General features: G+C 62.5%; 13 protein-coding genes. 2 read left to right on the top strand and 11 right to left on the bottom strand.

From position 1 onward, the window contains the following. Window positions 1–2: 2 nt before the first annotated feature. The 8 genes from pabC to JOE27_RS23765 all read right to left on the bottom strand — a co-directional run bounded on the left by pabC (window position 3) and on the right by JOE27_RS23765 (window position 6,237). Window positions 3–818 (bottom strand): aminodeoxychorismate lyase, encoded by an 816-nt coding sequence (gene pabC / locus JOE27_RS23800; RefSeq protein ID WP_204920468.1) that lies wholly within the window; start codon window positions 816–818, stop codon window positions 3–5. Further along, on the bottom strand, window positions 818–2,062 hold the full coding sequence (fabF, locus tag JOE27_RS23795; protein ID WP_046786557.1) for a beta-ketoacyl-ACP synthase II: 1,245 nt from the start codon (window positions 2,060–2,062) through the stop codon (window positions 818–820). The genes pabC and fabF overlap by 1 nt, the downstream gene beginning before the upstream one ends. 174 nt (window positions 2,063–2,236) lie before the next feature. Further along, window positions 2,237–2,473 carry an acyl carrier protein gene (acpP, locus tag JOE27_RS23790; protein ID WP_039603098.1) on the bottom strand — a complete coding sequence of 79 codons (237 nt, stop codon included), beginning with the start codon at window positions 2,471–2,473 and terminating at the stop codon, window positions 2,237–2,239. 203 nt (window positions 2,474–2,676) lie between these two features. Then, complete coding sequence (gene fabG, locus JOE27_RS23785) at window positions 2,677–3,417, bottom strand: 3-oxoacyl-ACP reductase FabG (protein ID WP_008096412.1); 741 nt, start codon at window positions 3,415–3,417, stop codon at window positions 2,677–2,679. 16 nt (window positions 3,418–3,433) lie between these two features. Next, complete coding sequence (gene fabD / locus JOE27_RS23780; RefSeq protein WP_046786559.1) at window positions 3,434–4,372, bottom strand: ACP S-malonyltransferase; 939 nt, start codon at window positions 4,370–4,372, stop codon at window positions 3,434–3,436. 127 nt (window positions 4,373–4,499) lie between these two features. Beyond that, window positions 4,500–5,510: a phosphate acyltransferase PlsX gene (gene plsX / locus JOE27_RS23775; protein WP_080952128.1), complete on the bottom strand. Its 1,011-nt coding sequence runs from the start codon at window positions 5,508–5,510 to the stop codon at window positions 4,500–4,502. Window positions 5,511–5,513: 3 nt separating this feature from the next. Then, window positions 5,514–5,696 carry a 50S ribosomal protein L32 gene (gene rpmF, locus JOE27_RS23770; protein ID WP_010223221.1) on the bottom strand — a complete coding sequence of 61 codons (183 nt, stop codon included), beginning with the start codon at window positions 5,694–5,696 and terminating at the stop codon, window positions 5,514–5,516. 13 nt (window positions 5,697–5,709) lie between these two features. Next, a complete protein-coding gene (locus JOE27_RS23765; protein ID WP_012313431.1) occupies window positions 5,710–6,237 on the bottom strand; it encodes a YceD family protein in 528 nt (175 codons plus the stop codon). Between the two features lie 96 nt (window positions 6,238–6,333). On the opposite strand from JOE27_RS23765, the gene JOE27_RS23760 reads away from it, so the two are divergent. Further along, window positions 6,334–6,912, top strand: a complete 579-nt coding sequence (locus JOE27_RS23760) for a nucleoside triphosphate pyrophosphatase (protein ID WP_115275619.1) — start codon at window positions 6,334–6,336, stop codon at window positions 6,910–6,912. A gap of 78 nt (window positions 6,913–6,990) precedes the next feature. Here the strand turns inward: JOE27_RS23760 and JOE27_RS23755 are convergent, their stop codons facing one another. From JOE27_RS23755 to rluC, 3 genes are read right to left on the bottom strand one after another with little or no spacing between them, the layout of a single operon-like run. Next, window positions 6,991–8,016: a S49 family peptidase gene (locus JOE27_RS23755; RefSeq protein ID WP_046786562.1), complete on the bottom strand. Its 1,026-nt coding sequence runs from the start codon at window positions 8,014–8,016 to the stop codon at window positions 6,991–6,993. Window positions 8,017–8,018: 2 nt separating this feature from the next. Further along, a complete protein-coding gene (locus JOE27_RS23750) occupies window positions 8,019–8,699 on the bottom strand; it encodes an HAD family hydrolase (protein WP_046786563.1) in 681 nt (226 codons plus the stop codon). Between the two features lie 3 nt (window positions 8,700–8,702). Further along, the gene (gene rluC, locus JOE27_RS23745) at window positions 8,703–9,659 is read right to left on the bottom strand and encodes a 23S rRNA pseudouridine(955/2504/2580) synthase RluC (RefSeq protein WP_115275617.1); all 957 of its coding nucleotides are present in this window, start codon (window positions 9,657–9,659) and stop codon (window positions 8,703–8,705) included. Window positions 9,660–10,470: 811 nt separating this feature from the next. On the opposite strand from rluC, the gene rne reads away from it, so the two are divergent. Continuing rightward, complete coding sequence (gene rne, locus JOE27_RS23740) at window positions 10,471–13,707, top strand: ribonuclease E (protein ID WP_204920466.1); 3,237 nt, start codon at window positions 10,471–10,473, stop codon at window positions 13,705–13,707. Window positions 13,708–13,730: the final 23 nt, after the last annotated feature.

Genomic DNA, 13,730 nt, shown 5'->3' with positions numbered 1-13,730 from the left:
ATTCAGGTATCCAGTAACGTACGGGCAAAGGCCTGCAGTTTACGGGTGAGCGGGCCCGGCGACCAGTTCAGCGCAGCAAAAGCCCGCACCGGCCAGACCCCATAAACGCTGTTGCAGATGAATACCTCATCGGCCAGCGCAAGCTCGTCGAACGGCAGGTCACGCACCTGCACCGGAATGGCCAGTGCCTGCGCCTGTTCCAGCAACGCACCGCGCATCACCCCTGCCACGCCGCAACGGCTGAGCTCGGCAGTAAGCAACACGCCGCCGCGCACCAGGAAAAGATTGCTGTAAACACCTTCGACCAGCCTGCCTTGCCCATCACACATCAAGCCTTCGGCATGTTCGCTGTCCTGCCATTCGGCACGGGCCAGCACCTGCTCCAGGCGGTTGAGGTGTTTGAGGCCTGCCAGCAACGGTTGTTCCCCAAGCCGGGTCTGGCAAGGGAAAAGACGCACACCGTGTTCGGCATGTTCGGCAGGGTAGCCGGGCAGCGGGCTGCCCAGCAGGATGCGCCGCGGCGCGGCACCTGCCAACGGCGCATAGCCACGCTGGCTGTCGCCCCGGGTGAGGATCAGCTTGGCGACACCGTCACCCAGCTGGCTGGCATAACGCAGGATTTCATCGCGCACCAACGCCAGGTCGGCATCGATTGCCAGGCGCTGGCAACCCAGGGCCAGACGTGCCAGGTGACCGTCCAGCATGCTGGGCCGGCCACTGCCTACAGCGATGGTCTCGAACAGACCATCGCCGTAGGCCAGGCCACGGTTCTGCAGGTTGACCGCAGTCGCGGGCTGGCCGTCGATCCAGCTGTGCATCAGCCGGCGAACCGGCGGAACACCAGCGAGCCGTTGGTGCCACCAAAGCCGAACGAGTTGGACAGCACTACGTCGATCGGCATGCTGCGCGCCTGATGGGGCACGAAGTCGAGGTCGCAGCCTTCGTCCGGCTCATCGAGGTTGATGGTTGGCGGTGCCATCTGGCTGTTGATCGCCAGCACGCTGAAGATGGCCTCTACAGCGCCCGCAGCCCCCAGCAGGTGACCGGTCATCGACTTGGTCGAGCTGACAGCCAGCTTGTAGGCGTGCTCGCCAAACACGCGCTTGATCGCCGCGACTTCAGCGATATCGCCAGCCGGAGTCGAGGTACCGTGGGCGTTGATGTAGCTGACCTCAGCCGGCTGGATGCCAGCATCACGCAAGGCGTTGGCCATGCAGCGCGCAGCGCCTTCGCCACTGTCGGGTGGCGAAGTCATGTGGTAAGCGTCGCCGCTCATGCCGAAACCAACCAGCTCGGCATAGATGGTCGCACCACGGGCCTGGGCATGCTCCAGCTCTTCGAGCACCAGCGCACCGGCGCCGTCGGAGAGTACAAAACCGTCACGCCCCTTGTCCCACGGGCGGCTGGCACGGGCCGGCTCATCGTTGCGGGTCGACAGTGCGCGAGAAGCACCGAAGCCACCCATGCCCAAGCCGCAAGCGGCCATTTCGGCGCCACCGGCGATCATCACGTCGGCTTCACCGTAGGCGATGTTGCGAGCAGCCATGCCGATGCAGTGGGTGCCAGTGGTGCAGGCAGTGGCAATGGCATAATTGGGGCCCTGCAACCCCAGATGGATCGACAGGAAGCCGGAGATCATGTTGATGATCGAGCCTGGCACGAAGAACGGCGAAATGCGGCGCGGGCCTTGATCGTGCAAGGTGCGGCTGGTTTCTTCGATATTGGTCAGGCCGCCGATCCCAGAGCCCATGGCCACGCCAATGCGCTCGCGGTTGGCGTCGGTGACTTCCAGGCCGGCATTGCGTACCGCCTGGAAACCGGCCGCCAGGCCGTACTGGATGAACAAGTCAAGCTTGCGAGCTTCCTTGGCCGACAGGTACTGCTCGACCTCAAAGCCCTTCACCGAGCCGCCAAAACGGGTGGAGTAGGCAGAAAGGTCCGTATGCTCGATCGGACCGATGCCACTGCGGCCAGCCAGAATGCCCTGCCAGGTGCTCGGTACATCCGTACCCAGTGGCGACAGCATACCCATACCAGTGACCACGACGCGTCTACGCGACACAGTACTCTCCTTTTCTAATAACAGAGTCTCTTGCCATTGCATTCAAGGCAATGGAATGAAATGGCAACAGGCTCTCGAAGCCCGCGGATCATTGCAGGACCTTCGCAAAGAAAAAACCGCACGCCGGCAAAGGCAGTGCGGTTCTTCTCGACAAGAAGCGTCGACTACAGCGTCTTAAGCCTGGTGGGCGTTGACGTAGTCGATGGCAGCTTGAACGGTAGTGATCTTCTCGGCTTCTTCGTCAGGGATTTCGGTCTCGAATTCCTCTTCCAGAGCCATCACCAGCTCAACGGTGTCAAGCGAGTCGGCACCCAGATCATCAACGAAAGAAGATTCGTTCTTGATTTCCTCTTCCTTGACGCCCAGTTGCTCGGCGACGATTTTCTTGACGCGTTCTTCGATGGTGCTCATACCTAGTTTTCACTCCTAATGGATATATGTCAGGCAGCTGGCCGGTGACCAATTTTATAGAAAGACGTTCGCTTTTCAAGCGGAACGCACCTTCGCTTCAGTCACCCTGCCCTCTGCCTGGAATCTGGTTGCAGCTTTATAACGGATTTTAGGCTGGGAGTATGACTCTTTTTTTAAGCAATCCGTCACATTGAGTTGCAGTGTTACATGTACATCCCGCCGTTCACCGGCACGGTAGCGCCGGTGACATAGGCTGCGCCGTCGGATGCCAGGAAGGAAACCACCTTGGCGATTTCTTCGGCCTGACCCAGGCGGCCCAGCGGAATCTGGGTCTGCAGGGCTTCGCGCTGCGCTTCTGGCAATTCGCGGGTCATGTCGGTATCGATGAAGCCCGGGGTCACCGAATTGACGGTGATGCCGCGCGAGCCGACTTCACGCGCCAGGGCGCGGCTGAAGCCTTCCAGGCCGGCCTTGGCGGCCGCATAGTTGGCCTGGCCAGCGTTACCCATGGCACCGACGACCGAGCCGATGCTGATGATACGACCCCAACGCGCCTTGGTCATGCCACGCAGCACGCCCTTGGACAAACGGTAGAGGCTGTTCAGGTTGGTGTCGATCACGTCGAACCACTCGTCGTCCTTCATGCGCAGCATGAGGTTGTCGCGGGTGATACCAGCGTTGTTGACAAGAATGGCCGGGGCACCGAACTGCTCGCCGATGGCACCCAGTACCGCCTCCACCGACTCGGCGCTGGTGACGTTCAGCTCCATGCCGGTACCGGTGATACCGTGCTCTTTCAGGGTGGCAGCGATGCGCTCGGCACCGGAAGCCGAGGTGGCGGTACCGATCACGGTAGCGCCCTGGCGGCCCAGCTCGAGGGCGATGGCCTGGCCGATACCCCGGCTGGCGCCGGTAACCAATGCAACTTTACCTTGCAGGCTCATGCAAGCTTCTCCAAATTCAGGCCAGCGCCGCACGGGTGGCGGCGACGGCGTCGGGGGTATTGAGGTTGTAGGTGGTCACACCGTCGGCGCAACGCTTGTTCAGGCCAGCCAGCACCTTGCCCGGGCCACATTCGACCAGGTTGACCGCGCCGTTCGCAGCGAGGGTCTGCACGCATTCAACCCAGCGAACCGGCTGATACAGCTGCGCCAGCAGATCCTGCTTGAGGGTGTCGAGGTCGGCGGCGACGGCGGCAGTAACGTTCTGCACTACCGGAATCTGCGGCGCCTTCCATTCGACAGCATTGACGTGCTCGGCGAAACGATCGGCAGCCGGCTTCATCAGGGCGCAGTGCGACGGCACGCTGACCGGCAGCGGCAAGGCGCGCTTGGCGCCCTTGGCCTTGCACAGCTCGATGGCACGATTGACCGCCGCGACGTTGCCGGCGATGACCACCTGGCCCGGCGAGTTGAAGTTGACTGCGCTGACCACTTCATCTTCGGCCGCTTCGGCGCAAATGGCCTTCACATCATCGTCGCCCAGGCCGAGGATGGCGGCCATGGCGCCATGACCGGCCGGCACGGCTTCCTGCATCAGTTCGCCACGGCGCTTGACCAGCTTGACCGCGTCTTTGAGCGACAGGCTGCCAGCAGCGACCAGAGCGCTGTACTCGCCCAGGCTGTGGCCCGACACGAAGGCCGGCTGCGCGCCACCCTCCTCCAGCCACAGGCGCCACAGAGCGATGGAGGCAGTGAGGATGGCCGGTTGGGTCTTGTCGGTTTGATTGAGTTGCTCTTCCGGGCCTTCCTGGACCAGCTCCCACAGGTCGTAACCCAGAGCCTCGGAGGCTTCCTTGAAGGTCTCAACGATCACCGGCTTTTCAGCGCCCAGTTCTTTGAGCATGCCCAGCGACTGGGAACCTTGACCGGGGAAGACGAATGCGAGGGATGCAGACATTGAACAAGCCCTTATGATCTTGTCGTCGGATAGGGTGCGCCGAGCCAAAGACTAGACGCGGAAACTGAAAACTTGGATGGAAACGCGGACCAAGCGGTCACATTTAAGCACTTCATCGGCGAAATGCCTAAGGCAACAGGTCTTCAAGGCGCCCGTGCAAGCGCTGCGGGAGGTTTTCCTGGATCTCGATCAGCGCACGCTGGATGGCGCTTTGAAAGCCCTGCACGCCGGCCGAGCCATGGCTCTTGATGACGATACCCTGCAGCCCCAGAAAACTTGCCCCATTATGCCGCGCCGGCGCCAGGTCGGCCTGCAGACGCTTGAGCAGCGGCATCGCGACGGCCCCGGCAACACGTGACAACGGGCCACCCTTGAACAGTTTTTCGATGCGCGCAGCGATCATCGTCGCCAGGCCCTCGCTGGACTTGAGCAGGATATTGCCGACAAAGCCGTCGCACACCACCACGTCCGCCTCCCCCCGATAAAGGCCATCACCCTCGACGAAGCCGACATAATTGAGGCCGCGAGCGTTCTGCAACAGCGTGGCAGCCAGCTTGACCTGCTGATTGCCCTTGATGTCCTCGGTGCCGATATTCAACAGTGCCACCCGCGGGCGCTGGACACCCAAGGCCTGTGCGGCCACCGAGCCCATTACAGCGAACTGGTAGAGGTTTTCGGCACTGCAGTCGACATTGGCACCCAGGTCGAGCAACTGGCAGTACCCCGCCTGAGTCGGGATAGCCGCGACCATGGCAGGCCGATCGATACCCGGCAGCGTCTTGAGCACCAAGCGCGACAACGCCATCAGCGCGCCGGTATTGCCGGCACTGACGCAGGCCTGGGCCTTGCCATCACGCACCAGTTCAAGGGCGATGCGCATCGACGAGTCCGGCTTGCCGCGCAGCGCCTGGGATGGCCGCTCGTCCATACCGATCACCTCACTGGCAGCGACAATCTGCAGGCGCGCACGATCCGCAGCCGCAAGGCCACTGACAAGATCTTCTAGGAGGGATGGTTGACCGACGAGGGTCAGGTGCAGCGAGGGGGTAGCCGAAAGGCAGGCTATGCTAGCCTGGACAATGCTGCGGGGACCGAAGTCCCCGCCCATTGCGTCGATCGCGATGATCTGAGCAGACAAGGATTACTCGTCAGCGCCCTTGTCGATCACTTTACGACCACGGTATACGCCTTCTGGCGATACGTGGTGACGCAGGTGTACTTCACCGGTGGTCTTTTCTACCGACAGCGCGTTTTCCGACAGAGCGTCGTGCGAACGGCGCATGTCACGGGCAGAGCGGGATTTTTTGTTCTGCTGAACAGCCATAATTGATTAACTCCTAAACGTTTGGGTCACGCTTTAACTGCGCCAAAACACTGAACGGGTTGGACCGCGATACCTCGTCCTTGCTCGATTCGGGCTCGTCTGCGCCCGCCGGCTGCTGGCATTCTTCCGGATGATGAGCAGGCACGATGGGCAAGGCGAGCAGAAGCTCCTCCTCGATCAAGGCCTGCAGATCCAAAGGATCTTCGCCCAGTTCCAGCACGTCATAGCCTTTCGGCAACGACTGGGTATTCGCACCCTCCTTCACCACAGCGTAAGTGCATTCGCTGTGAATCGGCAGGGTGACCAGCTCAAGACAACGCTGGCAAACCATTTTGACTTCGACATCCAGCTCGCTGTGGATAACCACCACGTGCTGTTCATCTCGTTCAAAATCGAACTTCGCCTGCACCGTACCGACATTGTCGGAAAGCGGGTCGCAGAGTCTTTCCAAATCAGCGAGTTGCAGCGAACCGTTAAGGGTTACGCCACGATCGGCTAATTTGCGCGGGTCAACGTGAGGTGGAATCGGGTCATTCAACATAGGCGCAGCATTCTAGGGATGCCCCCTGCACCTGTCAAAGGAAATTCGGCGGTATGTTGCATGTTAGAATCGGGATCAACTGATCAGGAGTCTACCATGCTGCCTTTGTTGCTGGCTTCCAGCTCCCCTTACCGGCGCGAACTGCTCGCGCGCCTGCGCCTGCCCTTCACCTGGGCAAGCCCCGACCTTGACGAGCGGCGGCTCGCTGACGAGCCCGCCACAGAGCTGGTGCGACGCCTGGCCAGGCAGAAGGCCGAGGCACTGGCCGGCAGCCACCCGCAGCACCTGATCATCGGCTCCGACCAGGTCGCGGTACTGGGCGAGCAGATCCTGGGCAAGCCGCACAGTTTCGAGCGCGCCTGCGAGCAATTGCTGGAGGCCAGCGGACAGCACGTCACCTTCCTGACCGGGGTGGCACTGCTGAACACCGCCACAGGGCAATGCCAGGTCGATTGCGTGCCGTTTACCGTAACGATGCGGGAACTGGACCGGGAGCGCGTGGAGCGCTACGTGACGGCCGAGCAGCCGCTCGATTGCGCAGGCAGCTTCAAGGCCGAGGGGCTGGGTGTGAGCTTGTTCAAGAGCACCCACGGGTGCGATGCCACCAGCCTGATCGGGCTGCCGTTGATCCGGCTGGTGGATATGCTGAGCACGGAAGGCGTGACAGTGCCCTGAGACCACCAGAGGCGGTCTTGCGCCCCATCACCCGCAAGCCTTATGCAGCAATTGCCGGCGATGGGGCCAGGCAGGCACTCAGCGCAAGGCAGGCCCCTGGAAGCCCATGTACATGGCCAACTTCTCCGCCACGCTGGCACCAATGCGCTTGGAGAAGCGATCGAACGGTGACTCCTCGACCGTGAAGTCGACCAGCTCCTTCTCCCCCACGATCTCACGCGCCACATAGCTCGCACTGCCCAGGCCATCGACAAGCCCCAGCGCCTTGGCCTGCTCACCCGACCACACCAGGCCACTGAACAGCTCAGGGTGCTCCTTGTCTTTCAGGCGATCACCCCTGCCCTGCTTGACCATGGCAATGAACTGCTGATGGGTGGTATTCAGCACGCCCTGCCAGAACGCCCGCTCTTCAGGCTTCTCCGGCGAGAACGGATCCAGGAAGGCCTTGTGCTCACCGGCGGTATACGTGCGCCGTTCCACACCAAGCTTCTCCATCGACCCCACAAAGCCATACCCGGCCGCCGTCACACCAATGGACCCCACCAGGCTAGCCTTGTCGGCATAGATCTCGTCCGCCGCACTGGCAATGTAATAGGCACCCGACGCACCCAGGTCAGCGATTACCGCGTACAGCTTGATGTCCGGATACTCACCGCGCAGCCGGCGAATCTCGTCATAGACATAACCTGCCTGGACCGGGCTGCCTCCGGGGCTATTGATACGCATGACCACGGCCTTGGTCTTTGGATCCTTGAACGCCTCGCGCAGGCTCTTGACCAGATTGTCGGCACTGGCAGCTTCCTGATCGGCGATCACCCCGCGCACTTCCACCAATGCGGTATGGCTGGTGCTGCGCGAAGCGGCCTTGTCCATATCCGTCCAAGGCAGGAACAGGGCCAATACGCCGAAGAGGTAGACGAAGGTCAGCAGCTTGAAGAAGATCCCCCAGCGACGCGCCCTGCGCTGCTCCTGGACACCGGCCAGCAGGGTCTTCTCCAGCAGCTTCCAGCTTTTGCGCTCTACACGCTCATCCTCTTGACGGTCTTCGCGCGCCAGGCGCTCTTCTTCAGTCTCGGAACCGGGTGCTTTCCACTCGTCAACCATGCTCACCTACCTTGGAATTGGATTTGCGCAGAACCTGCCAGCCACTCGCGCAGCTGGGAAAAGTGATCGATGCACACTTGCGGACCGAACTCGGCCAACGCCTGCAGCGACATGGCACCATAGCCCACGGCCACAGAATGCATACCGGCGTTATTGGCCATCAGCAGATCGAATGCCGAATCTCCGACCATCAGCGCCCGCCCAGGTTCGACACCGCAATGCCCTAGAATTTCCTCGAGCATCAGCGGGTGCGGCTTGCCACGGGTCTCATCAGCGGCGCGGGTGATGTCGAAAAACCGCTCCCAGCCATTGGCCTTGAGCACCCGGTCCAGACCACGACGCGCCTTGCCGGTCGCCACAGCCAGGCGATAACCCTCGACCCGGAAGGCATCCAGCGACTCGACCACCCCCTCGAACAACGGAGAAGGCTGCTGATCAAGCGCCGTATAGATGTCGGCATAGTGCTGACGGAAGGTTTCGACCTGCACAGGATCGAGGTGCGGATAGAGGGTTGAAATGGCTTCACCAAGCGCCAGGCCGATGATGCCCTTGACCGCCTCCTCCGGGCTTGGCGCCTCACCGGCGCGCTCGGCGGCGGCATTCATCGCCTCGACGATCCGCCCGATCGAGTCGGCCAAGGTGCCGTCCCAGTCGAAGATCAGCAACTCGTAAGACTTTTTCATGAATCAGGACGCCCCCAGACGCTCCACGGTTTTCGCCCAGACTTCGTCCACAGGCGCTTCGAGCTTGAGCTCACCACCATCAGGCAGCGGCACCGTGAGCGCATAGGCGTGCAGGAACAGGCGCTTGCCTCCCAAGTCACGAATTTCGCGACTGAAATCCTCGTCGCCGTACTTGCTGTCACCAGCGATCATGTGGCCAGCGTGCAGAGTATGTACGCGAATCTGATGGGTACGCCCCGTGATGGGGCGCGCCTCGACAATGGTGGCGAACTCGCCGAAACGGCGAAGCACACGGAACAGGGTGAGCGCCTCCTTGCCCTCCTCGTTCACCTCGACCATACGCTCGCCCGAACGCAGGTTGCTCTTGAGCAACGGAGCATTGACCTGCTTCTTCGAGGTAGGCCAGTGGCCACGCACCAGCGCCATGTAGCGCTTGTCGACCCCATCGCCACGCAGCGCGGCATGCAGGTGGCGCAGCATGCTGCGCTTCTTGGCAATCATCAGCAGGCCCGAGGTGTCGCGGTCCAGGCGGTGCACCAGCTCCAGCTCCTTGGCATCGGGGCGCAACTGGCGCAGCGCCTCGATCACACCGAAGCTCAGGCCACTGCCGCCATGCACGGCGATACCGGCCGGCTTGTTCATCACGATCAGCGCCTTGTCCTCGTAGACGATGGCAGCTTCCAGGCGCTGCAGCAGCCCCTGGGCAACCGGGGCCGGCTCGTCACGCTCGGGGAGGCGCACAGGGGGCACACGGACGATGTCACCCGCCTGGATCTTGTACTCAGGCTTGACACGGCCCTTGTTGACCCGAACCTCGCCTTTGCGCAGGATGCGGTAGACCAGCGTTCTGGGTACACCCTTGAGCGCCGTGATGAGGAAATTGTCGATGCGTTGGCCGGCAAGCTCCGGCGCGACTTCGATCAGCTGAACGCCGGAAGTCGGAGGGGTATTGGTCGTCATCAAGGGATCATAACAATTTTTTATGGAATTGAAGCACTTAATCATTACTGCTATAGTCGCGAACGCCGCCAAAAGCGGCAGGCCAGCGGAACCAGGCCCTTGGCCGGTCCCTGACCAACGCAATTCTGCAGGACGCGAGGCCGTCCTACGGGGTTTTCGCCAGTTTACCGAATTGCCTGGAATCGCCACCAGCGCTGTGTAGAGAAGACCGAAAAAAAACGACAAGTGCGGTGTTTCACCTGCTTACCCGCTTCTTTTCGCTGCACCTCTGCCCGCCCCGACGCTTGCACGCAACGCACGGCGAATGCTTCGGAAATACCTGCCTTGGACATGAATGGCGTCAGCGCGGAAACTGCGCTGGCGAAAAATGCAACCCGTTGCGGATTCAGCGCGCGGCAGCACCCGAATTATCAGGGATACGTGCAGGGTGGAGATGCACAGCCCTCGGACCGTGTAGCACCGCGTCCGGCCACCGGCCCAGTGAATGGCCGGCGAGCGGATAAGGTCCTGAACAGATGCCCCATGGGCGTCCACGGCTGACGGTTGATTCCTCCTCCTGACTGAGTGCACGAGGCCTGCTGGGTTGATTCGGATATCGATTCGGATATCTCTGCAGATACCGCAGGGGCCTCTTGGCACCGCAGCAAACAGGACGCGTCGTCGCGACAACGGCAGGCTGGGAAACCGGCTGGTGCCGAACGTTGCTCGACACGGGGGTGGCCCGGCCACCCTTTGCGCACCTTGGCACCGACCATGAGAAGTCGTGTGTGCCGAACGCCGTTTCCGGCAGCCCGGAAACCGACGGTACAACATGAAAAGAATGCTGATTAACGCAACTCAACCCGAAGAGTTGCGTGTAGCCCTGGTGGACGGCCAACGTCTCTACGACCTGGACATCGAGTCCGGCGCGCGTGAGCAGAAAAAGGCCAACATCTACAAAGGCAAGATCACCCGGATCGAGCCCAGCCTCGAAGCCGCCTTCGTCGACTTCGGCTCCGAACGTCACGGCTTCCTGCCGCTGAAGGAAATCTCCCGCGAGTACTTCAAGAAAGCCCCTGAAGGCCGCGTCAACATCAAGGATGTCCTGAGCGAAGGCCAGGAAGTCATCGTCCAGGTCGAGAAGGAAGAGCGCGGCAACAAAGGCGCCGCCCTGACCACCTTCATCAGCCTGGCAGGTCGCTACCTGGTGCTGATGCCCAACAACCCACGCGCTGGCGGCATCTCCCGCCGCATCGAAGGCGAAGAGCGCAACGAACTGCGTGAAGCCCTCAACGGCCTGACCGTGCCAGGCGACATGGGCCTGATCGTGCGCACCGCTGGCCTTGGCCGCAGCAGCGAAGAAATGCAGTGGGACCTCGATTACCTGCTGCAGCTGTGGACCGCCATCAAGGAAGCATCCCTGGATCGCGCTGCGCCCTTCCTGATCTACCAGGAAAGCAACGTCATCATCCGCGCCATCCGCGACTACCTGCGCCAGGACATCGGCGAAGTGCTGATCGACAGCATCGATGCCCAGGAAGAAGCCCTGACCTTCATCCGCCAGGTGATGCCGCAGTACGCCAGCAAGGTCAAGCTGTACGAAGACAGCGTGCCGCTGTTCAACCGCTTCCAGATCGAAAGCCAGATCGAAACCGCCTTCCAGCGCGTCGTCGACCTGCCATCGGGCGGCTCGATCGTGATCGACCCGACCGAGGCCCTGGTTTCCATCGACATCAACTCGGCGCGCGCCACCAAGGGCAGCGACATCGAGGAAACCGCCCTGCAGACCAACCTGGAAGCGGCCGAGGAAATCGCCCGCCAGCTGCGCCTGCGTGACATCGGCGGCCTGATCGTCATCGACTTCATCGACATGACGCCGGCGAAAAACCAGCGCGCCGTCGAAGAGCGTGTACGCGAAGCCCTCGAGGCAGACCGCGCCCGCGTGCAGGTCGGCCGCATCTCGCGCTTCGGCCTGCTGGAAATGTCCCGTCAGCGCCTGCGCCCGTCGCTGGGCGAAAGCAGCGGCATCGTCTGCCCGCGCTGCTCCGGCACCGGCATCATCCGTGATGTCGAGTCGCTGTCCCTGGCCATCCTGCGCCTGATCGAAGAAGAAGCCCTGAAGGACCGTACTGCCGAAGTACGCGCCCAGGTACCGATTCCGGTGGCCGCCTTCCTGCTCAACGAGAAGCGCAACTCGATCACCAAGATCGAACTGCGCACCCGTGCCCGCATCATCATTCTGCCGAACGACCACCTGGAAACCCCGCACTTCGAAGTCCAGCGCCTGCGCGACGACAACCCGGAAGTGCTGAACAACCAGTCCAGCTACGAAATCGCCGCCACCGAAACCGAAGAAGCGCCGCAGCCGACCGCCACGCGCACCCTGGTGCGCCAGGAAGCAGCGGTCAAGACTGCACCGGCCCGCGCCAACGCTCCGGTACCGAGCGCTGTCGAAGAACAGCAGCCTGCCGCACCGGCAGCCCCGGCACCCAGCGTACCGGAGCCAAGCCTGTTCAAAGGCCTGGTGAAGTCGCTGGTCAGCCTGTTCGCCGGCAAGGAAGAGCCTGCCGCCGCCCCGGTGGTCGCCGCCGAGAAGCCTGCCACCGAGCGCACTCAGCGTAACGAGGAGCGTCGCAACGGCCGCCAGCAGAGCCGCAACCGCAACGGCCGCCGTGACGAAGAGCGCAAACCTCGTGAAGAACGCGCCGAGCGTGCGCCGCGTGAAGAGCGCCAGCCGCGTGAAGAGCGCGCACCTCGTGAAGAACGTGCCCCTCGTGAAGAGCGCGCACCTCGTGAAGAACGTGCCCCTCGTGAAGAACGCGCACCTCGCCAGCCACGCGAAGACCGCCGCGGCAACCGCGAAGAGCGCGTCCGCGAACTGCGTGAGCCTCTGGATGCAGCACCGGCCGCTCGTGAAGAGCGCCAGCCACGTGAGGAGCGTGCTCCACGCGAAGAACGCGCTCCACGTGAAGAGCGCGCACCTCGCGAAGAACGTGCGCCTCGTGAAGAGCGTGCGCCTCGTGAAGAACGCGCTCCACGTGAAGAACGCGCTCCACGTGAAGAGCGTGCACCTCGCGAAGAACGCGCACCGCGTGAAGAACGTCAGCCACGCCCGCCACGCGAAGAGCGCCAGCCACGTGAAACTGAGCAGGCTGCGGAGCTCGCCGATGAGCAACTGCCGAACGAGGAGCTGCAACAGGACGAGCAGGAAGGTTCCGATGACGAGCGTCCGCGCCGCCGCTCCCGCGGCCAGCGTCGCCGCAGCAACCGTCGTGAGCGCCAGCGCAACGCCAATGGCGAGCTGATCGAAGGCAGCGAGGAAGAAGGCAGCGACGAGCAACCGCAACAGCACCAGGCCACCGAGCTGGGTGCCGAACTGGCTGCCGGTCTGGCCGTCACCGCCGCTGTCGCCAGCAGCAACATCAGTGCCGACGCCGAAGCGCAAGCCAACCAGCAGGCTGAACGCGCCAGTGCCGAAGCCGCGACCACCGACAACAGCGAAGTCGCTCAGCCGGCCGAGCAGGTCGAAGCCGTCGCCAAGGCCGAGGAAGTCGCCATTGCACCGGTGGTCGAGCAGCCGCTCAGCGAGCCGGTCGCCGTGGTCCAAGCCAGTGCCGAGCCTGTGGTTGAAGTTGCGCCTGAGCCGGTAGTCGAACAGGCCCCTGCGGTCGAGCCGGTAGTGGTTGCCGAGGCGCCTGTAGAGGCACCTGTCGAAGCACCGGCCATCGAAGCAGGTGAAGCAGAGAAAGCCCAGGTCGCCGCTGAACAAGCGCCGGCTGCCGAGCTGCCTTCTGCTGTCGTCGAAACCCAGCCAGAAGTGGCTGCCGAGCCTGTAGCAACCGTAGTTGAAGCAGCACCTGTAGTCGCCGAGCCTGCCCCGGTAGAAGCACCGGCAGCGGTCGAAGCGGCCACCGTCATGCTGCCTAACGGCCGCGCCCCTAACGACCCACGCGAAGTGCGTCGTCGCAAGCGTGAGGCCGAAGCGGCAGCCAAGGCTGCGCAGGAAGCGGCCGCTGCTGGCACGCCAGCGCTGGAGACCGCCGATGAGCACAAGCCTCATCACGGTTGATAGCCACGGCTGAATGAAAAAGC

The sequence above is a fragment of the Pseudomonas sp. M5 genome (assembly GCF_016907075.1).
GTDB lineage: Bacteria > Pseudomonadota > Gammaproteobacteria > Pseudomonadales > Pseudomonadaceae > Aquipseudomonas > Aquipseudomonas putida_E.
This window is presented reverse-complemented; position numbering and strand designations above follow the sequence as displayed.